Raw genomic sequence first — 21,312 nt, forward strand, 5'->3', positions numbered from 1 at the left:
TTTCAGCGGCCGCAGAAACCTCGGACGCCGAAACGGCGCCAAGGTTCCGGGTACACGGGGATCAGTCGCGGAAGTTGTTGAACTGCAGCGGCATGCCGAACTCCTTGGCACGCAGGGCCGCGATGGCCTCCTGCAGGTCGTCGCGTTTCTTGCCGGTGACACGTACCTGCTCGCCCTGGATGGCGGCCTGGACCTTGAGCTTGGCATCCTTGATGTGGGCGACGATCTTCTTGGCCAGTTCCTTGTCGATGCCTTCCTTCAGCGTCGCTTCCTGCTTCATCACCTTGCCCGATGCGAAGGCATCCTTGACCTCCAGGCACTGCACGTCGATCTTGCGCTTGACCAGCGCCAGCTTGAGGATGTCGATCATCGCCTCGAGCTGGAACTCGGCCTCGGCGGTGAGATTGACGGTCAGTTCCTTTTCCTTGAACTCGAAGCTGCCCTTGCCCTTGAGGTCGTAGCGGCGGTCGAGCTCCTTGACCGCGTTTTCCACGGCGTTGGTGACTTCGTGCTTGTCCAGTTCCGATACCACGTCGAACGACGGCATATCCATTCTCCAAAAAAATAAACGCACGCTCATGGGCCCCTGGTCGCAGAGCATGATGGAGCGTGCCGGGTTTGACGGTTAAAATGCGGGTTCATTATAACGGTTGCGAAACGCAGATGAGCAGCACCTGGCATATTCTCGGCGCCGGCAGCCTGGGCAGCCTCTGGGCCTGCCGCCTGGCACAGGCCGGCAAGGCGGTCCGCCTGATCCTGCGCGACCCTGCGCGCCTGCACGCCTACGAGGCGGCGGGCGGCCTGAGCCTGGTACACAACGGCCAGGCGCAGCGCCACGCGATCCCCGCCGAAACCGCCGATGCAGGCACGCCTATCCACCGGCTGCTGGTGGCCTGCAAGGCCTACGACGCGCCCGCGGCAGTGGCGCAGCTGGCGCCGCGACTGGCGCGCAATGCCGAGTTGGTGCTGCTGCAGAACGGCCTGGGCAGCCAGGACGAAGTCGCCAGCCAGGTCCCCCACGCACGCTGCATCTTCGCCTCCAGCACCGAGGGCGCGTTTCGCGAAGCCGACTGGCAGGTGAACTTTGCCGGGCATGGCTTCAACTGGCTGGGCGACCCGGCCAACCCGCTGCCGCCCGATTGGCTCGACGACCTGACCGACGCCGGCATCCCGCACCAGTGGACCCCGGACATCCTCACCCGGCTGTGGCGCAAGCTGGCGCTCAACTGCGCCATCAACCCACTGACCGTGCTGCATGCGTGCCGCAACGGCGGCCTGGCCGAGCATCACTGCGAGGTGGCCACGCTGTGCGCGGAGCTGGCCGAGCTGCTGCAGCACTGCGGCCAGCCCAAAGCCGCCTCCGACCTGCAGGTCGAGGTCGAACGGGTCATCCAGGCCACGGCGGCGAACTACTCTTCCATGTACCAGGACGTGCGCCAGGGCCGACGCACCGAGATCCACTACCTGCTCGGCCACGCCTGCCGCGTTGCCGCCCGCCACGGCCGCCATCTGGCGCACCTTGAACGGCTGCACCGGCGCCTGGTCGAACACCTGAACGCACGCGGGTTGCCCAGCGACTGAGGGCAACGCTACCCTGCCCCTCCACCCACAGGATCACGCCGTCACCATGCCCTTGCGCGAACGCCTGGAAAACCTGCCGGTCGGCCAGAAGCTGCTGGCCGCCCTGCTGGTGCTGCTGATCACCATTCTGCTGGTGGCCAACCTGACCTTCATCAGCGCCGCCTACTGGATCTCCCAGGAGGCCATGGCGCCCCAGGCCCTGCAGACCATCGGCCGCCTGGTATCGCACCCGGAGCTGGCACAGCGCGCCGCCGACTCGCCAGAGGCGGCCAACGACCTGCTCAAGGAACTGGACAGCTACACCCCGCTGCGCGCCGCCGCGCTGTATGGCAGCGACGGCAAGCTGCTGGCGCAGTTGCAGCACGGCGAACCCCTGGCAGTGCCCAAGCGCTACCGCAACATCGAGAGCTGGCGCCTGACCGAGTTTCGCAGCACCCAGCTGGTAACCCTGCCGCGCCCCGGCAACCCGCCCGGGCATCTGCTGCTGGTGGCCAGCAGCGAGCTGCCGATGGCCTTCTATACCGGCACACTGACCGCCAGCCTGGGCATCCTGGTGTTCAGCATCCTGCTATGGATGCTGATTGCGCGGCAGATCAAGCGCCTGATCACCCAGCCGATCTACCAGCTCGAACAGCTCTCGCGCCAGGTAACCCGCGAAGAGAACTATGCCCTGCGCGCGCGCCCCGGCAACCGCGACGAAATCGGCAGCCTGGCCGAGGCGTTCAACACCATGCTGTCGCGCATCGAAGCCCGCGAACAGCAACTCAAGCGCGCCCGCGATGAATTCCAGACCGCCTATGACCAGGCCCAGGGCCTGGCCGAGGAAACCCGTCACACCAACCGCAAACTGGAACTCGAAGTACAGGTGCGCAGCAAGATCGAGCGCAAGCTCACCGGCTTTCAGAACTACCTCAACAGCATCATCGACTCCATGCCCTCGGCACTGATCGCCCTGGACGAACAGCTCTACGTGACCCAGTGGAACCAGGAGGCCAGCGCGCTTTCCGGCACGCCGCTGGACGAGGCGCTGAACCAGCCGATCTTCCTCGCGTTCGAGCCGCTCAAGCCGTTCCTGCCGCAGCTCAAGGAAAGCGTCGAGAAGCACCGCGTGGCCAAGATCGAGCGGGTCACCTGGACCAGGGGCGACGATGCGCGCCACTACGCCCTGACCTTCTACCCGCTGATGGGCGGTGGCGGGCGCGGCGTGGTGATTCGCATCGACGACATCACCCAGCGCCTGTCGCTCGAAGAGATGATGGTGCAGTCGGAGAAGATGCTCTCGGTCGGTGGCCTGGCTGCTGGCATGGCCCACGAGATCAACAACCCGCTGGGGGCGATCCTGCACAACGTGCAGAACATCCGTCGACGCCTGTCCCCCGACCTGCCGAAGAACCTGGAGCAGGCCAGCGAAACCGGCATCGACCTGGGTACGGTCAACCAGTACCTGGAAAACCGCCAGGTACCCCAGTTGCTCGATGGCATCCAGCAGGCCGGCGCACGGGCGGCCAAGATCGTCACCCACATGCTCAGCTTCAGCCGCCGCAGCAACCGCCAGATGGCACCGTGCGACCTGCCGGCACTGATCGACCAGGCGGTGGAGATCGCCGGCAACGACTTCGACCTGACCGAAGGCTTCGACTTCAAGGGCCAGGCCATCGTGCGCCAGTTCGACCCGGCCCTGGGCCCGGTGCCCGGCACCGCCAACGAGCTGGAACAGGTGCTGCTCAACCTGCTCAAGAACGCCGCCCAGGCGATTCACCAGCGCGAAGACGACAGCGAACCGGGGCGTATCATCCTGCGTACCCGGCTCAACCCGCCGTGGGCCGAGATCCAGGTCGAAGACAACGGCGTGGGCATGCCCGAGGCGGTGCGCAAGCGCACCTTCGAGCCGTTCTTCACCACCAAGGAAATCGGCCAGGGCACTGGCCTGGGCCTGTCAGTGTCGTATTTCATCATCACCAACAACCACAAGGGCCAGATGGAGGTGCAGTCGGCGCCAGGTCAGGGCACGTGCTTCACCTTGCGCCTGCCGCTGAGCAACCTGCCGATGCCACCCCCCGGCCCGCCAACGATGGAGTCATGAGCATGGGTTTTCGCTTGTCGAAGATTTACACCCGCACCGGCGACAAGGGCGAAACCGGCCTGGGCGACGGCCGTCGCGTCGCCAAGGACCATCCGCGCATCGAGGCCATCGGCGAGGTGGACACGCTCAACAGCCAGCTGGGCGTGTTGCTGGCAGGCCTGGCCGAGCAACACCTGGACGAGGTGGTCGAAGTGCTGGCGCCGTGTCAGCATCGGCTGTTCGACCTGGGTGGTGAGCTGGCGATGCCCAGTTACCAGGCCTTGAACGAGGCCGAGGTGCAGCGCCTGGAAGCGGCGATCGACCACTGGAACGAAGAGCTGGGGCCTCTGGAGAACTTCATTCTGCCGGGCGGTTCGGCGCTGATTGCCCAGGCCCATGTATGCCGCAGCCTGGCCCGCAGTGCGGAGCGGCGGTGTCAGCAGTTGAATGCGGCAGAGCCGCTGGCGGGGGTGGGGCTGGCGTACATCAATCGGCTGTCGGACTTGCTGTTCGTGGCGGCGCGGGTGATTGCGCGGCGCCAGGGGGTGGCGGAGGTGTTGTGGCAGGCTGCGGCCAGGCCATGACGCCGCTTCGCCGGCAAGGCCGGCTCCTACAAAGGTCAGCGCCGTCTGTAGGAGCCGGCCTTGCCGGCGAGGCTTCACTCAGGCCTCAGGCCAGAATGCCCGAATTCCGGCCACGCCTTGGGCGCCGAACTGCCAGGCCCGCTCGCAATCAGCCGGCCCCACGCCACCCAGCACATACACCGGCCGGTTGAAGCCTTCGATCAGCTCGCTGGCCTGCTCCCAGCCCAACGGTACCGCCTCGGGATGCGTCTGGGTCGCCTGCACCGGCGACAGGGTGACGAAATCCACCCCCATCTGCTCGGCCAGCGCCAGTTCTTCGGCGTTGTGACATGACGCGGCCAGCCAGCGCTCCCTGGGGAACGGTCGGCCCTTGGGAGCGTATTTGCGCAACTGCTCGGCCGTAAGGTGCCACCCTGCCGCCGGGAAATCGCCCAGCCACTCCAGCGGCCCCTTGAGCATCAACTGCGCCTTGCCGGCACACAGCCCCACCGCATCCACCGCCACATCGCGGTACTTGGGGTCGTAGCCGTTGGGCGCACGCAACTGCACCAGCTTGATCCCGCCGGCAATCGCCTTCTGGATGCCGCGCAGCAACTGCGGGGCTTCCAGTTCGCCCGGGGTGATCAGGTAGTGGCCAGGCAACCGCGCGGCCGCCACGATGGGCTGGTTGGCTTCAGGGAAGTCGTATTGCGGCAGTTCGCGTGGCGACACCCAGGCCAGTGGCTGGCCTTCGGCGCCATGGGGCTCCCCGGTAAAGCCGTCGACCTCCCACACGTCCAGCAGCACCTGCTTGTCGGGGTAGTCGTGACGCACCTTGATCAAGGGCCGCGCACGGGTCACGACGATGCCCAGTTCCTCGTGCAGCTCGCGGGCCAGGGCGATCTCGACCGCCTCCCCCGCCTCCACCTTGCCGCCGGGAAACTCCCACAGGCCGCCCTGATGCTGGCTGTCGGCACGGCGCGCAATCAGGATGCGCCCGTCGGTGCCACGGATCACCGCAGCGGCAACATGCACCCGCTTCACGACGCACGCTCCGCCAGCGCAGCCTGCTGCCAGGCCTGGAAGGCCGGCCACTGGTAGATGGCCTCGACGTAGGCGGCGGCTGCCGCTGGCAGTTCGACACGGTAGCTGCGCAGGCGCACCGCCACCGGGGCGAAGAAGGCGTCGGCCAGGCTCAGTTCGCCGAACAGGTACGGGCCCGGGGTCTTGGCCACCAGGCGGCACTCGGACCACAGCGCGACGATGCGATCGATGTCGATCTGCACCTCGAGTGGAATGCTCTCAAGGGCCTGATCGTGGTCCAGGTTCATCGGCATGGTGCTGCGCAGGGCGAAGAAGCCACTGTGCATCTGCGCGCAGGCCGAACGCGCCTGGGCCCGGGCAGCGATGTCGCTGGGCCACAGGTTGGCTTCAGGGTGGCGCTCGGCCAGGTATTCGGCGATTGCCAGAGAATCGGCGATGGTGCCGTGTTCGGACTTGAGCAGGGGCACCTTGCCGGTGGCGGAGTGCGCCAGGATGCGCTGGCGGGTATCGGGCTGGTTGAGGGTGATCAGCAGTTCGGTGTAGGGCACCCTGGCCAGCTCGAGGGCCAGGGCGGCGCGCAGCGACCAGGAGGAATACAGCTTGTCGCCGATGATCAGTTGGTAGCTCATGGGTGGGCTCCATCGGGATGTGCGGGGGCCTATCGCGGGTCAAGCCCGCTCCCACAGGGTTACTGCAATCCTTGAGGGAGCGGGCTTGACCCGCAATACGGTCAGGTACGGTATTCGGCGTTGATCTTCACATACTCATGGGACAGGTCGGTGGTCCAGATCGTCTCGCTGCAGTCGCCACGCCCCAGGTCGATGCGGATGGTGATCTCTTCCTGGGCCATCACGGCCGAGCCCTGGGCCTCGGTGTAGGTGGCGTTGCGGCCGCCTTTGCTGGCGATGCACACATCGTCCAGGTACACGTCGATCAGGCTCACGTCCAGGTTCGGCACGCCAGCACGGCCCACAGCTGCCAGGATCCGGCCCCAGTTCGGGTCGGAGGCGAACAGCGCGGTCTTGATCAGCGGCGAATGCGCCACGGCATAGCCGACGTCCAGGCATTCCTGATGATTGCCACCACCGTTGACCTGAACGGTCACGAACTTGGTCGCGCCTTCACCGTCACGCACGATGGCCTGGGCCACTTCCATGCACACCTCGAACACCGCCTTTTTCAGCGCGTCGAACAGCGGGCCGCGGGCTTCGGTCACTTCAGCCACGTCGGCCTTGCCGGTGGCGATCAGCATGCAGCAATCGTTGGTCGAGGTATCGCCGTCGATGGTGATGCGGTTGAACGACTTGTTGGCGCCGTCCAGCAGCAGGTCCTTGAGCACGGCCGGCGCCACCTTGGCGTCGGTGGCGATGTAGCCGAGCATGGTCGCCATGTTCGGGCGGATCATCCCGGCGCCCTTGCTGATGCCGGTCACGGTGATGGTCACGCCGTCATGCTGGAACTGGCGGCTGGCACCCTTGGGCAGGGTGTCGGTGGTCATGATGCCGGTGGCGGCCTCGGCCCAGTTGTTTTCCGACAGGTCGTCCAGGGCGGCCTGCAGCGCGCCTTCGATCTTCTCGACCGGCAGTGGCTCACCGATCACACCGGTGGAGAACGGCAGCACCGCATCGGCGTCGACACCCGCCAGCTCGGCCAGCCTGGCGCAGGTGCGCTCGGCAGCGGCCAGGCCGGGGGCGCCGGTACCGGCGTTGGCGTTGCCGGTGTTGGTCAGCAGGTAACGCACACTGCCCTGCACGCGCTGCTTGGCCAGGATCACCGGGGCAGCGCAGAACGCATTGAGGGTGAACACGCCGGCAACGCTGGAGCCTTCGGCGCAGCGCATTACCACAACGTCCTTGCGCCCGGGGCGCTTGATGCCCGCAGAGGCAATACCGAGTTCAAAACCTGGAACCGGGTGCAACGTTGGCAAAGGACCAAGACCGACAGCCATGAAAGCGCTCCTAGAAAAAAGGCGCCGGCTCGAGATACCGGCGCTTGAGATGGAACAACGCCGCGACGGTTGGGCCCGTCGCGGCGCGGTGTTCAGATATCAGCAGGGGGCAACGGCGGTGCGATCAGTCGATCTTGCCGTGGCACTGCTTGAACTTCTTGCCCGAACCGCACCAGCAGGGTTCGTTGCGGCCCAGCTTCTGCTCGTTGCGCACCGGCGCTGCGGCCACGGCGACGTCGGCACCCTCCTCAAGCAGCTCGCCCGCCTCCAGGCCAGGGGCCTCGGCGTGCTGGAACTGCATGCGCTGGGCCAGCTCTTCGGCTTCGCGGCGCAGGCGTGCTTCCTCTTCGATCGGGTCTTCGCGGCGAACCTGAACGTGCGAGAGCACGCGGATGGTGTCGCGCTTGATCGAGTCCAGCAGTTCCTGGAACAGGGCAAACGACTCGCGCTTGTATTCCTGCTTCGGGTTCTTCTGGGCGTAGCCACGCAGGTGGATACCGTGGCGCAGGTGATCCATGGTCGACAGGTGGTCTTTCCACAGGTCGTCGATCACACGCAGCAGGATCTGCTTCTCGAAGGTACGCAGGGCATCGGCGCTGGCCTGCTCTTCCTTCTCGTTGTAGGCCGCCATCAGCTCGGCCATCAACTTCTCGCGCAGGGTCTCTTCGTACAGGTGGTCGTCTTCGTCCAGCCACTGCTGGATCGGCAGCTTGACCCCGAAATCGCTGGCCAGTGCCGCTTCCAGGCCCGGCACGTCCCACTGCTCGGGCAGCGACTGTGGCGGGATGTGCTGGGCCACGGTGGCATCGAGCACTTCCTGGCGGAACTCGGCGATGGTGTCGCCGATGTTGGTCGCCGCCAGCAGGCTGTTGCGCATGTGGTAGATGACCTTACGCTGCTCGTTGGCCACGTCGTCGAATTCGAGCAGTTGCTTGCGGATGTCGAAGTTGCGACCTTCGACCTTGCGCTGGGCCTTCTCGATGGCGTTGGTGACCATGCGGTGCTCGATGGCCTCGCCGGACTGCATGCCCAGGGCCTTCATGAAGTTCTTGACCCGGTCGGAGGCGAAGATGCGCATCAGGCTGTCTTCCAGCGACAGGTAGAAGCGGCTCGAGCCCGGGTCGCCCTGACGGCCGGAACGGCCACGCAACTGGTTGTCGATACGGCGCGATTCGTGGCGCTCGGAGGCGATCACGTGCAGACCACCGGACTCGATCACCTGCTGGTGACGCTTCTGCCAGTCGGCCTTGACCTGGGCAACCTGCTCGGGCGTCGGGTTGTCCATGGCAGCCACTTCGACTTCCCAGTTGCCGCCCAGCAGGATGTCGGTACCACGACCGGCCATGTTGGTGGCGATGGTCAGTGCACCCGGGCGACCGGCCTGGGCGATGATCTCGGCTTCCTTCTCGTGGAACTTGGCGTTCAGGACCTTGTGATCGATGCCTTCCTTGATCAGCAGGTTGGACATGTGCTCGGAGGTTTCGATGGTGGCGGTACCCACCAGCACCGGTCGCCCGGAAGCCATGCTCTCCTTGATGTCGGCGATGATCGCGGTGTACTTCTCTTCGGCGGTCAGGTAGACCAGGTCGTTGAAGTCCTTGCGCGCCAGCGGCTTGTTCGGCGGGATCACCATCACGTTGAGCTGGTAGATCTGGGCGAATTCGAACGCTTCGGTGTCAGCGGTACCGGTCATGCCGGACAGCTTGTTGTACAGGCGGAAGTAGTTCTGGAACGTGGTCGAGGCCAGGGTCTGGCTCTCGGGCTGGATGTTCAGGTTTTCCTTGGCCTCGATGGCCTGGTGCAGGCCCTCGGACAGGCGACGGCCCGGCATGGTGCGGCCGGTGTGCTCGTCGATCAGCAGGATCTGGCCGTCCTGCACGATGTACTCGACGTTGCGGTGGAACAGCTTGTGGGCACGCAGGCCGGCATACACGTGGGTCAGCAGGCCCAGGTTGTGCGCCGAGTAGAGGCTCTCGCCCTCGGCCAGCATGCCGACCTGGGTGAGCATCTCTTCGATGTACTGGTGGCCGGCTTCGTTGAGTTCGACCTGGCGGGTCTTCTCGTCGATGCTGTAGTGGCCTTCCTGGGTGACCTGGCCTTCGACCTCTTCGATGTGCTGCTTGAGCTGCGGGATCAGCTTGTTGATCTCGATGTACAGCTTGGAGCTGTCTTCGGCCTGGCCGGAGATGATCAGCGGGGTACGGGCTTCGTCGATCAGGATGGAGTCGACTTCGTCGATCACGGCGAAATTCAGCTCGCGCTGGAATTTCTCTTCCATGCTGAACGCCATGTTGTCGCGCAGGTAGTCGAAACCGAATTCGTTGTTGGTGCCGTAGGTGATGTCGGCGGCATAGGCGATGCGCTTTTCTTCCGGCGGCTGGAACGGGGTGACCACACCCACGGTGAGGCCCAGGTATTCATACAGAGGGCGCATCCAGTTGGCGTCGCGGCGGGCCAGGTAGTCGTTGACCGTGACCACGTGCACGCCCTTGCCGGACAGCGCGTTGAGGTACACGCCCAGGGTCGCCACCAGGGTCTTGCCTTCACCGGTACGCATCTCTGCGATCATGCCCTCGTGCAAGGTCATGCCACCGATCAGCTGTACATCGAAGTGACGCATGCCCATGACCCGCTTGCCGGCCTCGCGCGCAACGGCGAAGGCTTCGGGCAACAGTTGGTCAAGGGTCTCGCCTTTGGCCAGGCGCTCTTTGAACGCTGCGGTCTTGGCCCGCAACTGCTCGTCCGTCAGGGCGACCATCTGCTCTTCGAAGGCATTGACGATCTGTACCGTCTTGAGCATGCGTTTGACTTCACGCTCGTTCTTGCTTCCAAAAAGTTTTTTTAACAAAGGCGCAAACATATTGGCAGGATCTTCCACACATAGGGATGGAGGGCGGCCCCGTGAGTCGCCCGTGCAGCCCTTATGGCCGCATGCGAACGAGCATTCTACCCGGAAACGATGGTGAGGAAAGTGGCGGATTTCCACGATGCTGGCACAGCGCTTTTGACGGGGCTTTTTTACAATAAGGCCTTTTTCGCCAACTTCAACCCATCGTCACATGAAGAATTACCGGCGGGGCGATCTGTTAAGATGGCGCCACTGTATTTTTCGGACCCTGCCCATGGCTTTTCGCCCCCTGCCCGCCCGTGCACCCGCCGTGCTTTTGCGTGAAGCGCGACCGCTCAAGGCCCTGTTCAGCCAGGCCCAGCGCCTGGCCCAGCTGCAGCGCCTGGTGGAGAGCCAGTTGCAGCCGGCAGCGCGCGAGCATTGCCATGTGGCCTCCTGGCGCGAGGGTACGCTGCTGCTGATCGTCACCGACGGGCACTGGGCCACGCGCCTGCGCTACCAGCAGAAACGCCTGCTGCGCCAGTTGCAGATGATGGAGGCCTTCAGCAGCCTGACCCGCATCAATTTCAGGGTGCAGCCGGTGGCCGGTGTGGCACCCGCGGCGGGGCACCCGATGGACATCTCGACACGTTCGGCGCAGAACATCCACGCTACGGCCGAAGGGATCACCGACCCCAAGCTCAAGGCGGCGCTGGAGCGCCTGGCCAGGCACGGCAAGGGATAGACGAGCGCACAGCGCTCGCAAACCTGCGAGTGCGCGGCAATAAAAAAGGGCCACCCGAAGGCAGCCCCAAAAAATAACTAAAGAAGAGAGAGTTCGTACTTACACTGCCGCAACCGGACGCATGTAAGAGATCGGTGCCGTGCTGGCATCTTCGAACGTCACCACTTCCCACGCATCGGTTTCCTCGATCAGCTTGCGCAGCAGCTGATTGTTCAGCGCGTGTCCGGACTTGTAGCCCTTGAACTCGCCGATCAGGCTGTTGCCCAGCAGGTAGAGGTCGCCAATCGCATCGAGGATCTTGTGCTTGACGAATTCGTCTTCGTAGCGAAGGCCGTCTTCGTTGAGCACGCCATCCTTGTCCACGACGATGGCGTTTTCCACGCTGCCGCCGAGGGCGAGGTTGTGCTTGCGCAGGTACTCGATGTCACTCATGAACCCGAAGGTACGGGCGCGGCTGACTTCCTTCACGAACGAGGTGCTGGAAAAGTCCACGCTGGCACTCTGGGTCCGGTTGTGGAACACCGGGTGGTCGAAATCGATCTCGAAACTCACCTTGAACCCTTCGAAAGGCAGGAAAGTGGCGCGCTTGTCGCCGTCTTCCACTGTCACTTCACGCAGGATGCGGATGAACTTCTTGGCTGCGTCCTGTTCTTCCAGGCCGGCAGATTGAATCAGGAATACAAAGGGCCCGGCGCTGCCGTCCATAATTGGCACTTCGGACGCGGAGAGCTCGACGTAGGCGTTATCGATGCCCAGGCCAGCCATGGCCGAGAGCAGGTGCTCTACCGTGTCTACCTTGGTATCGCCATTGACCAGTGTCGTGGACATGGTCGTCTCGCCGACGTTTTCCGCACGGGCAGGGATCTGCACCACAGGGTCGAGGTCGGCACGGCAAAATACGATGCCGGTATCCACAGGGGCGGGCTTGAGGGTCAGGTAAACCTTTTCCCCGGAGTGCAGACCGACACCTGTGGCACGGATGATATTTTTCAGGGTGCGTTGTTTAATCATGGCATTGGCCGCTTCAGCGCAAATTGCGAACTGGTATCAACAAAGGCTGAGGATAATAGCAGACCCGGCCTTTGCTGAACACCAATCACCTTCATAGCCCTGATAAATTCCATTAATCGGCCTGACGACGCAGGAAAGCCGGGATATCCAGATAATCCAGGTCGTCCTGCGGGTTCAGCTTCTGTGCCGCAGCGGCCCCGGCGTGAGCCTGGTTGCGCATGACGGTCGGACGCTCCAGATCGCGGTAGTTGACCGAAGGTTGCTCCGGACGGGCCGGTGCAGGGGCTGGGGTCTGTACAGCGGACGCTTGCAGGGTGTTGTCGATGACCTTGACCGGTTTCTCGATCTTGGCACCCAGGCCGGTGGCTACCACGGTGACGTGCAGCTCGTCGCGCATGTCCGGGTCGATGACGGTACCGACCTTGACCATGGCGTGGTCGGAGGCGAATGCCTCGATGATGCTGCCCACATCGGAGTATTCACCCAGCGACAGGTCAGGACCTGCGGTGATGTTCACCAGAATGCCGCGGGCGCCCTGCAGGTTGACGTCTTCGAGCAGCGGGTTGCGGATGGCCGCCTCGGTCGCTTCACGCGCACGGTTCGGACCGCTGGCGCAGCCGGTACCCATCATGGCCATGCCCATCTCGCTCATCACGGTACGCACGTCGGCGAAGTCGACGTTGATCATGCCCGGGCGCTTGATGATGTCGGAGATACCGCGAACGGCACCGGCGAGCACGTCGTCAGCCTTGGCGAAGGCCGACAGCAGGCTGGCATCCTTGCCCAGGATGGTCAGCAGCTTCTCGTTCGGAATGGTGATCAGCGAATCGACGCTGTCGGCCAGGGCACGGATGCCCTCGTCGGCGATCTGCATGCGCTTGCGACCTTCGAACGGGAACGGACGGGTCACCACCGCAACGGTGAGGATGCCCATTTCCTTGGCCACTTCGGCGATGATCGGAGCAGCACCGGTACCGGTACCGCCGCCCATGCCGGTGGTGATGAACACCATGTTGGTGCCTTGCAGCACTTCGGCGATGCGCTCACGGTCTTCCAGCGCGGCCTGACGACCGACTTCCGGATTGGCACCTGCACCCAGGCCCTTGGTCACGCCGGTACCCAGTTGCAGGATGGTGCGCGCGCCGATGTTTTTCAGCGCTTGAGCATCGGTGTTGGCGCAGATGAATTCGACGCCTTCGATGTTGCTCTTGACCATGTGATTGACGGCGTTGCCACCGCCGCCACCGACGCCGATCACTTTGATGACCGGGCTTTGCGGGACGTTGTCTACGAGCTCGAACATTTTCCCTCTCCTTTCAGTTCTCTAGTTTTTTGCGCCTACTACTACTGCTTTGAAACTTAAAAGTTGCCCTGGACCCAGCGCTTGAGTCGCTCAAGCACCGGGGCCTTCGGTTCATCGCCATAGCTGTTGCTGCTGATACCGGTCAGGGTCACGCCTTCGGACTGCTTCTGCAGGCCATAGGTCAGAAGGCCCACGCCGGTGGAATAGATGGGGTTGCGCACCACGTCGCTCAGGCCCCGCACGGTGTAAGGCACGCCCAGGCGTACCGGCATGTGGAAAATCTCTTCGGCCAGTTCCACCGCGCCTTCCATCTTGGCGGTACCGCCGGTGAGCACAATGCCGGCCGGCACCAGGTCTTCGTAGCCACTGCGACGCAGTTCGGCCTGGATCAGGGTGAACAGTTCGTCGTAGCGTGGCTCGACCACTTCGGCCAGGGCCTGGCGCGACAGTTCGCGCGGCGGACGATCGCCCACGCTCGGCACCTTGATGGTTTCGCCGGCACCGGCCAGTTTGGCCAGGGCACAGGCGTAGCGGATCTTGATCTCTTCGGCGTACTGGGTGGGGGTACGCAGCGCCATGGCGATGTCGTTGGTCACCTGGTCGCCGGCAATCGGAATCACCGCCGTGTGGCGGATGGCGCCCTCGGTGAAGATCGCGATGTCGGTGGTACCGCCGCCGATGTCCACCAGGCACACGCCCAGCTCTTTTTCGTCATCGGTCAGCACCGAGTAGGCCGAGGCCAGTTGCTCGAGGATGATGTCGTCGATTTCAAGGCCGCAGCGGCGCACGCATTTTTCGATGTTCTGTGCTGCATTGACCGCACAGGTGACCACGTGCACCTTGGCTTCCAGGCGCACGCCGGACATGCCCAGCGGCTCGCGCACGCCTTCCTGGTTGTCGATCACGTAGTCCTGCGGCAGGGTGTGCAGCACCCGCTGGTCGGCCGGGATGGCCACGGCCTGGGCCGCGTCCAGCACCCGCTCCAGGTCCGCCGCGCTGACTTCGCGATCGCGGATGGCGACGATACCGTGGGAGTTCAGGCTGCGGATGTGATTGCCCGCCACGCCGACGAACGCCGAGTGAATCCGGCAGCCAGCCATCAGCTGGGCCTCTTCGACGGCGCGCTGGATCGACTGCACGGTGGATTCGATATTGACCACCACGCCCTTCTTCAGCCCGCGCGATGGATGGGTGCCGATACCGACGATTTCCAGGGTGCCATCGGCGGCCACTTCGCCCACCAGTGCAACCACCTTGGACGTACCGATATCCAGCCCGACGATCATTTTGCCGCTATGCGCATTTGCCATGGGTCCTGCCTCTCTCTAATTCTTCGCAACAGCGGGTTGGGCTGTCGTCGGTGCATTCGGTTCCCGCCAGCCAACGGCCAGGCCATTGGCGTAACGCAGATCGATGCGGGCGATGTTCGTGATCTGTTCTTTGAGCGTCTTGTCGTAAATGGCAATGAAGCGGCGCATCTTTTCCACCAGATGGTCGCGCCCCAGCAGCAACTCGATACCCGGCCCGGCGCTGCCGGCACCGGTGGTCAGGAACCAGCTGCCCCGCTCGCGCAGTTCCAGCCGGGCGATCGAGAAGCCCATGGGCCGCAACATCTGGCTCAGTACCTGATATTGCTGCATCACTTGCTGCTGCGCCCGCTGCGGCCCGAACAGCTGCGGCAGGTGCTCGTAGTTGGCCAGCTCGCGCGGGGTGAAGGCCTGGCCCTGGTTGTTGAGCAGGGCCTCGTCGCCCCAGCGCGCCACCGGCAGCTGTTCCTCGAGGCGGATCACCACTTCGTCCGGCCACACGCGGCGCACTTCGGCATGCGCGATCCACGGCATCTGCTCGAGCTCGGTGCGCATGCTGGCCAGGTCGACGGTGAAGAAGCTGGCGGCCACATAGGGCGCGATACGCTGCTGCACGGCCTGCTGGCTGATGTAGCTCAGGTCGCCCTGCACGGCGATCTTGGTGATCGGCCGGTCGGCATACGGCATCAGGCGCTGTGCGCCCTCGTAGGCACCGAACCCGGCCGCTACCAGCAGAACCGGCCACAGCAGACGCTTGAACACGCTGAAATTGGCCTTGGGCAGGCGCGCCGACAGTGGCTCCTTGGCCACCATCCGGCTGGCACCGCGCGGCACCGGCTTGCGGCCGGTGGCGGGTTGCTGATGACGTACCATCGCGCCTTGCATGGGCTTAACCTCGCGCCTCGACGCTGGCCGCCAGGATCGCCAGCACCAACTGCTGGAAGTCCAGGCCGGCCGCGCGTGCCGCCATTGGGACCAGGCTGTGATCGGTCATGCCTGGTGCGGTGTTGACTTCCAGAGGCCAGAAGTTGCCCTGCTCGTCCTGCATCACGTCCAGACGACCCCAGCCGGCAATGCCGATGGCGTCGCACGCACGTGCGGTCAGTTCGATCAGTTCCTGTTCCTTGGCAGCGTCCAGGCCGCACGGAATGCGGTACTGGGTATCGTTGGCGACGTACTTGGCGTCGTAGTCGTAGAACGTGTGCGGGGTGCCCAGCGCAATCGGCGGCAGCACCTGGCCGCGCAGCACGGCAATGGTGAACTCCGGACCGTGAATCCATTGTTCAACCAATACTTGCGAGTCGTAGGTGGCGGCGTCCTTCCAGGCAACGATCAATTCTTCGACGCTGCTCACTTTCGCCATACCGATACTGGAGCCTTCATGGGCCGGTTTGACGATCAAAGGGAAGCCCAGTTCCGCGCCCGCAGAAATACAGTCTTGCTCGCTGGCCAGCACCGCGTGGTGCGGGGTTGGAATACCCAGGCTTTTCCACACCTGTTTGGTGCGCAACTTGTCCATCGCCAGGGCCGACGCCAGGATGCCGCTGCCGGTGTAGGGGATACCCAGGCACTCGAGCAGGCCCTGCATGCTGCCGTCTTCACCGCCACGGCCGTGGAGAATGATGAAGGCGCGGTCGAGCTTCTCGCGCTGCAGACGGTCGAGCAGATCGTCACCCACATCGATGGCGATCACCTCGACGCCGGCTCTGGTGAGCGCCTCGATCACTGCGGCGCCGGACTTGAGCGACACCTCGCGCTCGGCGCTCTTGCCGCCGTACAGCACGCCGACACGGCCGAAGGCCTTCGGGTCGATGGTCGAGTGCAGCTTGGAGTATTGAGCAGTCATTTGGCCTTCCCTGCGGTGGCAACCGCGCCCGCGAACAATGGGCTTTTCAACAATTGCGGGGCCAGGCCACCGATGTCGCCGGCACCCTGGCACAGCAGGATGTCACCGGCACGCAGCAGCGGCTTGACCAGTGGCGCCAGCTCGATGCCGCGCTCGATGTAGATCGGGTCCAGCTGGCCACGCTGACGGATGCTGTGGCACAGCTGGCGGCTGTCGGCCCCCGGGATCGGCTCTTCGCCGGCCGGGTAGACCTCCATCAGCAGCAGCACGTTGGCATCGGCCAGCACCTGCACGAAGTCGTCGTACAGGTCGCGGGTACGGCTGTAGCGGTGCGGCTGGTAGACCATCACCAGGCGGCGCTCCGGCCAGCCACCGCGCACGGCCTTGATCACGGCCGCCACTTCGGTGGGGTGGTGACCGTAGTCGTCCACCAGCATCACGCTGCCACCGTCGACCGGCAGTTCGCCGTACACCTGGAAACGTCGGCCCACGCCCTGGAAGCCCGAAAGCCCCTGCACGATGGCCTCGTCGCTGATGCCCTCGTCGGTGGCGATGGCAATGGTGGCCAGTGCATTGAGCACATTGTGGTTGCCCGGCATGTTCACCGACACGTCCAGCGGCTCGCGGTCACGGCGCAGCACGGTGAAGTGGGTCTGCATGCCCGACTGGCGCACATTGATCGCGCGCACGTCGGCTTCCTCGGCAAAGCCGTAGGTCACTGCCGGGCGCTTGACCAGCGGCAGGATCTCGCGCACCACCGGATCATCCAGGCATACCACGGCCAGGCCGTAGAACGGCAGGTTGTGGAGGAACTCGACGAAGGTCTTCTTCAGCTTGTTGAAGTCGCCTTCATAGGTCGCCATGTGGTCGGCGTCGATGTTGGTGACCACGGCCACCAGCGGCTGCAGGTGCAGGAAGCTGGCGTCGCTTTCGTCGGCTTCGGCAATCAGGTAGCGGCTGGTACCCAGTTGTGCATTGGTACCTGCTGCATTCAGCCGGCCACCGATCACGAAGGTCGGGTCCAGGCCGCCGGCGGCGAACACCGAGGCCAGCAGGCTGGTGGTGGTGGTCTTGCCGTGGGTACCGGCTACCGCGATGCCGTGGCGATAGCGCATCAGTTCGGCGAGCATCTCGGCACGCGGTACCACGGGGATACGCCGCTCAAGGGCCGTCGCCACTTCCGGGTTGGCCGTATTGATGGCGCTGGACACCACCAGTACATCGGCACTGGCGGCGTTCTCGGCGCGGTGGCCAAGGAAGATTTCGGCACCAAAGGACTCCAGGCGCTCGGTGACCGGCGAGGCCTTGAGGTCCGAGCCGGAAACCTGGTAACCCAGGTTGAGCAATACCTCGGCAATACCGCACATGCCCACGCCGCCGATACCGACGAAGTGAATGCGGCGGATACGGCGCATTTCAGGTTGCGGGATGGCTTTCTGGCTTTCAACCATGGGCCACCTCCAGGCAGATATCGACCACGGTGCTGGTAGCCGCGGGTTTGGCCAGGCGTCGTGCGGTGCTGGCCATGGTGTCGAGTTTTTGCGGTTGCATCAGTACCTCGTTCAGGCGTTCAGCGAGCTGCGCTGCGCCAGTTGTCGCTTGCGGCATCAGGAAGGCGGCGCCTTCACGTGCCAGATAGTGGGCGTTGTGGGTCTGGTGATCGTCGATGGCATGGGGCAGCGGCACCAGCATCGAGGGCAGACCGGCCGCAGCCAGTTCGCTGACGGTCAGCGCACCGGCCCGGCAGATCACCAGGTCGGCCCAGCCATAGGCGTGGGCCATGTCTTTGATGAACGGCTCTACCTGAGCCTCGATCCCGGCCTCGCGATAGCGCTCGGCGGTAATCTGGTCATGCTGCTTGCCGGCCTGGTGGAACACCTCGGGGCGCAGGGCCTCGGGTACCAGGGCCAGGGCCTGCGGCAACAGTTTGTTCAACGGCTCCGCGCCCAGGCTGCCGCCCAGCACCAGCAGGCGCGCGCGGCGACCGGCCAGTGGCTCGCGCACAGGCTCCAGGAACAGCTCGCCGCGCACCGGGTTGCCGGTGGTGCGCAGTTTGTCGCTGGCCTCGAAGGTGTTCGGGAAAGCTTCGCAGACTCGGCCTGCCAGCGGCACCAGCAGCCGATTGGCGGTACCGGCCTTGGCGTTCTGCTCGTGGATCACCACGGGCACGCCAGCCAGCTTCGCCGCCACACCGCCCGGGCCGGTCACATAGCCGCCAAAGCCGACCACACACACCGGCTTGAGCCGACGGATGATGCGCCGCGCCTGCAGCACCGCCTTGAACAGGGTGAACGGCGCCTTGAGCAGCGACAGCTTGCCCTTGCCACGCAAGCCGGTGACCTGGATCAGGTGCAGTTGCAACCCGGCCTGGGGCACCAGCTCGTTTTCGATACCGCGTGGGGTGCCCAACCAGTGCACGGTGTAACCGCGTGCCTGGAACTCACGGGCGCAGGCCAGGGCCGGGAACACGTGGCCCCCGGTGCCGCCTGCCATGATCAATACGTTTTTGCCTTCAACGGCCATGTCTTGGCTCCTCGGCAAAATCGCTCTCATCGAATTCATGTTCTTCGCTGCCCAGGTGCGTGCGGCTCTCCCACTCGATGCGCAGCAGCAGGCCCATGCACACGCAGCAGATCACCAGCGAGCTGCCGCCGTAGCTGAGGAACGGCAGGGTCAGGCCCTTGGTCGGCAGCAGGCCGACGTTCACTCCGATGTTGATCAGGAACTGGCCGATCCACAGGAAGGCCAGGCCGTAGGCCATGTAGGCGGCAAAGAACTGCTTGGCTTTCTCGGCCCACAGACCGATGTACATCGCGCGCAGGCTGACGAACACGAACAGCGCAACGGTCAGCAGCGAACCGACCACGCCCAGCTCTTCGGCCAGTACCGAGAACACGAAGTCGGTGTGTGCTTCGGGCAGGTAGAACTGCTTCTGCACGCTGTTGCCCAGGCCCACGCCCAGCCACTCGCCGCGGCCGAAGGCAATCAGGGCCTGGGTCAGCTGATAGCCGGAACCGAATTGATCCGACCAGGGGTCGGTGAAGGTGATCAGGCGCGCCATCCGGTAGGGTTGCGCCTGTACCAGAATGAACACCGCCGCCACCGCCAGCACCACCATCAGGCTGAAGCGGAACAGCCCCACCCCGCCCAGGAACAGCATCGCCGCGGCGGCGCCCATCATCACCACCGTGGCGCCGAAGTCCGGTTCCATCAGCAGCAGGCCGGCCATCGGCAGCAGCACGATGAACGGCTTGAAGAAGCCCATCCAGCTCTCGCGCACCTCGGTCTGGCGGCGCACCAGGTAGCCCGCCAGGTAGATCACCACGAACACCTTGGCGATCTCGGAAGGCTGCACGTTGAAGAAGCTGAAGCCGATCCAGCGCATCGAGCCGTTCACTTCGCGGCCGATGCCCGGCACCAGTACCAGCACCAGCAACCCGAAGGCACCGACCAGCATCATGAAGCCCATGCGCTGCCAGGTGGCGATCGGCACCATCATGGTGACGACGCAGGCGACCAGGCCGATGGCCACGTACACCAGGTGACGGATCATGTGGTAAAGCGGGTTGCCCGACTGCAACGCGGCCACTTCCGAGGAGGCCGAGGTGATCATCACCAGGCCAAGGCCCAGCAGCGCCAGGCAGCCAGCGAGCATGGCGAAATCGAGATCGATGCCGCGACCGGTGACCAGGGGGGACGGATAAGGCTTGATGATGCCGAAGATCATGCCAGCCCCTCCACGGCCTGGGCGAACAGGCGCCCACGCTCTTCGAAGTTCTTGAACATGTCCAGGCTTGCGCAGGCAGGCGACAGCAGCACGGCGTCGCCTGGCTGGGCCAGCGCGGCGCCCTGCTGCACGGCTTCGTCGAGGCTGCCGACGCGAATCAGCGGCACGCTGTCGCCCAACGCCTGGGCCAGGCGCTCGGCATCACGGCCCAGCAGCACCACGGCGCGGCAGTGCGCCGCCACCGGGGCACGCAGCGCCGAGAAGTCCGCGCCCTTGCCGTCGCCGCCGGCCACCAGCACCAGCTTGCCGTCGATATCCGCACCCAGGCCCTCGATGGCCGCCAGCGCGGCACCGACGTTGGTGGCCTTGGAGTCGTCGTACCAGCTCACGCCGTCACGCTCGCGCAGCCACTGGCAACGGTGGGCCAGGCCGGTAAAGGTGCGCAGGCTGGCCAGCATGGCGTCGAACGGCAGGCCTGCAGCATGCCCCAGGGCCAGCGCCGCGAGGGCGTTGGACTGGTTGTGCGCACCACGGATCTTCAGCTCGCGCACCGGCATCAGGGTCTGGAACTCGAACGCCAGGTACTTCTCGCCGTTCTCTTCGCGCAGCCCGAAGCCCTTGAAGTCGGGCACATTCAGGCCGAACGTCCAGCACGGCACGTTTTCCATCGGCAGCGGACGGCTCAGGGCATCCTGGCGGTTGACCACCACCTGCCGTGCTCCCCGGAAGATCCGGTGCTTGGCCAGGTGATAGGCCGGCAGGCCGCTGTAGCGGTCCATGTGGTCTTCGCTGACGTTGAGCACGGTGGCCACTTCGGCATTCAGCTGATCGGTGGTCTCCAGCTGGAAGCTCGACAGCTCCATCACGTACAGCTCGATGGCGTCGTCCAGCAGGTCCAGTGCCGGGGTACCGAGGTTGCCGCCCACTGCCACACGTTTGCCTGCCGCAACGGCCATCTCCCCGACCAGGGTGGTGACGGTGCTCTTGGCATTGGAACCGCTGATGGCAATGATCGGCGCCTTGGCATTGCGCGCGAACAACTCGATGTCGCCCGACAGCTTCACGCCGCGCGCGGCCGCCTGCTGCAGGGCCGGGGTCGCAAGGGCCAGGCCGGGGCTGACGTACAGCTCGTCGGCACGGCACAGGAACTCCACATCCAGCTCGCCACAACGCACTTCCACCTGCGGGTAGTCGCGACGCAAGGTCGCCAGCTCCGGCGGGTTCTCGCGGGTGTCGGCCACCGCAAACGCAATGCCCCGGTTCGCCAGGAAGCGAACCAGGGACATGCCGCTCTTGCCGAGGCCGACAACGATGCGGAAGTGGTCAGACGCGATCAGGGACACTCGTT

Annotated in this window: 18 protein-coding genes; 4 read left to right on the forward strand and 14 right to left on the reverse strand. The window is 64.7% G+C overall.

What is annotated here, in order from left to right; all coding sequences use genetic code 11:
• Positions 1 to 61: 61 nt before the first annotated feature.
• Entirely contained in the window at positions 62 to 547 is a 486-nt protein-coding gene (locus NP552_RS13050; protein WP_043862082.1) for a YajQ family cyclic di-GMP-binding protein, read from the reverse strand.
• A gap of 116 nt (positions 548 to 663) precedes the next feature.
• Here NP552_RS13050 and NP552_RS13055 point away from each other — a divergent pair, with 116 nt between their 5' ends.
• The 3 genes from NP552_RS13055 to NP552_RS13065 are packed head-to-tail and all read left to right on the forward strand — an operon-like array spanning position 664 to position 4,227.
• The gene (locus tag NP552_RS13055; RefSeq protein ID WP_274096799.1) at positions 664 to 1,581 is read left to right on the forward strand and encodes a putative 2-dehydropantoate 2-reductase; all 918 of its coding nucleotides are present in this window, start codon (positions 664 to 666) and stop codon (positions 1,579 to 1,581) included.
• Between the two features lie 46 nt (positions 1,582 to 1,627).
• Positions 1,628 to 3,664 carry an ATP-binding protein gene (locus tag NP552_RS13060; RefSeq protein WP_054914831.1) on the forward strand — a complete coding sequence of 679 codons (2,037 nt, stop codon included), beginning with the start codon at positions 1,628 to 1,630 and terminating at the stop codon, positions 3,662 to 3,664.
• Positions 3,665 to 3,666: 2 nt separating this feature from the next.
• Positions 3,667 to 4,227 carry a cob(I)yrinic acid a,c-diamide adenosyltransferase gene (locus tag NP552_RS13065; protein WP_043862079.1) on the forward strand — a complete coding sequence of 187 codons (561 nt, stop codon included), beginning with the start codon at positions 3,667 to 3,669 and terminating at the stop codon, positions 4,225 to 4,227.
• A gap of 78 nt (positions 4,228 to 4,305) precedes the next feature.
• On the opposite strand, the gene NP552_RS13070 is transcribed toward NP552_RS13065, so the two are convergent.
• The 4 genes from NP552_RS13070 to secA form a co-directional block, all read right to left on the reverse strand.
• Complete coding sequence (locus NP552_RS13070; protein ID WP_043862078.1) at positions 4,306 to 5,250, reverse strand: Nudix family hydrolase; 945 nt, start codon at positions 5,248 to 5,250, stop codon at positions 4,306 to 4,308.
• A complete protein-coding gene (locus tag NP552_RS13075; RefSeq protein WP_088515537.1) occupies positions 5,247 to 5,879 on the reverse strand; it encodes a glutathione S-transferase in 633 nt (210 codons plus the stop codon). Before NP552_RS13075 ends, NP552_RS13070 begins: the two co-directional genes overlap by 4 nt.
• Before the next feature lie 101 nt (positions 5,880 to 5,980).
• The gene (gene argJ / locus NP552_RS13080) at positions 5,981 to 7,198 is read right to left on the reverse strand and encodes a bifunctional glutamate N-acetyltransferase/amino-acid acetyltransferase ArgJ (protein ID WP_078479527.1); all 1,218 of its coding nucleotides are present in this window, start codon (positions 7,196 to 7,198) and stop codon (positions 5,981 to 5,983) included.
• Between the two features lie 124 nt (positions 7,199 to 7,322).
• A complete protein-coding gene (gene secA, locus NP552_RS13085; protein WP_054914834.1) occupies positions 7,323 to 10,058 on the reverse strand; it encodes a preprotein translocase subunit SecA in 2,736 nt (911 codons plus the stop codon).
• A gap of 262 nt (positions 10,059 to 10,320) precedes the next feature.
• Between secA and NP552_RS13090 the strand changes: the two genes are divergently transcribed.
• A complete protein-coding gene (locus tag NP552_RS13090) occupies positions 10,321 to 10,770 on the forward strand; it encodes a DUF721 domain-containing protein (RefSeq protein WP_054914835.1) in 450 nt (149 codons plus the stop codon).
• Positions 10,771 to 10,869: 99 nt separating this feature from the next.
• Here the strand turns inward: NP552_RS13090 and lpxC are convergent, their stop codons facing one another.
• The 9 genes from lpxC to murD all read right to left on the reverse strand — a co-directional run bounded on the left by lpxC (position 10,870) and on the right by murD (position 21,307).
• Positions 10,870 to 11,781, reverse strand: a complete 912-nt coding sequence (lpxC, locus tag NP552_RS13095) for a UDP-3-O-acyl-N-acetylglucosamine deacetylase (protein ID WP_043862073.1) — start codon at positions 11,779 to 11,781, stop codon at positions 10,870 to 10,872.
• Positions 11,782 to 11,893: 112 nt separating this feature from the next.
• Positions 11,894 to 13,084, reverse strand: a complete 1,191-nt coding sequence (gene ftsZ / locus NP552_RS13100) for a cell division protein FtsZ (protein WP_043862072.1) — start codon at positions 13,082 to 13,084, stop codon at positions 11,894 to 11,896.
• Positions 13,085 to 13,140: 56 nt separating this feature from the next.
• Complete coding sequence (gene ftsA / locus NP552_RS13105; RefSeq protein ID WP_043862071.1) at positions 13,141 to 14,394, reverse strand: cell division protein FtsA; 1,254 nt, start codon at positions 14,392 to 14,394, stop codon at positions 13,141 to 13,143.
• 15 nt (positions 14,395 to 14,409) lie between these two features.
• Complete coding sequence (locus tag NP552_RS13110; protein WP_058540880.1) at positions 14,410 to 15,276, reverse strand: cell division protein FtsQ/DivIB; 867 nt, start codon at positions 15,274 to 15,276, stop codon at positions 14,410 to 14,412.
• Between the two features lie 4 nt (positions 15,277 to 15,280).
• Positions 15,281 to 16,237 carry a D-alanine--D-alanine ligase gene (locus NP552_RS13115; protein WP_274096800.1) on the reverse strand — a complete coding sequence of 319 codons (957 nt, stop codon included), beginning with the start codon at positions 16,235 to 16,237 and terminating at the stop codon, positions 15,281 to 15,283.
• A complete protein-coding gene (gene murC / locus NP552_RS13120) occupies positions 16,234 to 17,688 on the reverse strand; it encodes a UDP-N-acetylmuramate--L-alanine ligase (protein ID WP_043862068.1) in 1,455 nt (484 codons plus the stop codon). The genes NP552_RS13115 and murC overlap by 4 nt, the downstream gene beginning before the upstream one ends.
• Positions 17,681 to 18,760 (reverse strand): undecaprenyldiphospho-muramoylpentapeptide beta-N-acetylglucosaminyltransferase, encoded by a 1,080-nt coding sequence (murG, locus tag NP552_RS13125; protein WP_104571975.1) that lies wholly within the window; start codon positions 18,758 to 18,760, stop codon positions 17,681 to 17,683. Before murG ends, murC begins: the two co-directional genes overlap by 8 nt.
• Positions 18,750 to 19,964 (reverse strand): putative lipid II flippase FtsW, encoded by a 1,215-nt coding sequence (gene ftsW, locus NP552_RS13130; RefSeq protein ID WP_054914837.1) that lies wholly within the window; start codon positions 19,962 to 19,964, stop codon positions 18,750 to 18,752. The genes murG and ftsW overlap by 11 nt, the downstream gene beginning before the upstream one ends.
• A complete protein-coding gene (gene murD / locus NP552_RS13135) occupies positions 19,961 to 21,307 on the reverse strand; it encodes a UDP-N-acetylmuramoyl-L-alanine--D-glutamate ligase (RefSeq protein ID WP_274096801.1) in 1,347 nt (448 codons plus the stop codon). The genes ftsW and murD overlap by 4 nt, the downstream gene beginning before the upstream one ends.
• Positions 21,308 to 21,312 lie beyond the last annotated feature (5 nt).

The sequence above is a fragment of the Pseudomonas sp. 8209 genome (assembly GCF_028682105.1).
Lineage (GTDB): Bacteria > Pseudomonadota > Gammaproteobacteria > Pseudomonadales > Pseudomonadaceae > Aquipseudomonas > Aquipseudomonas palmensis.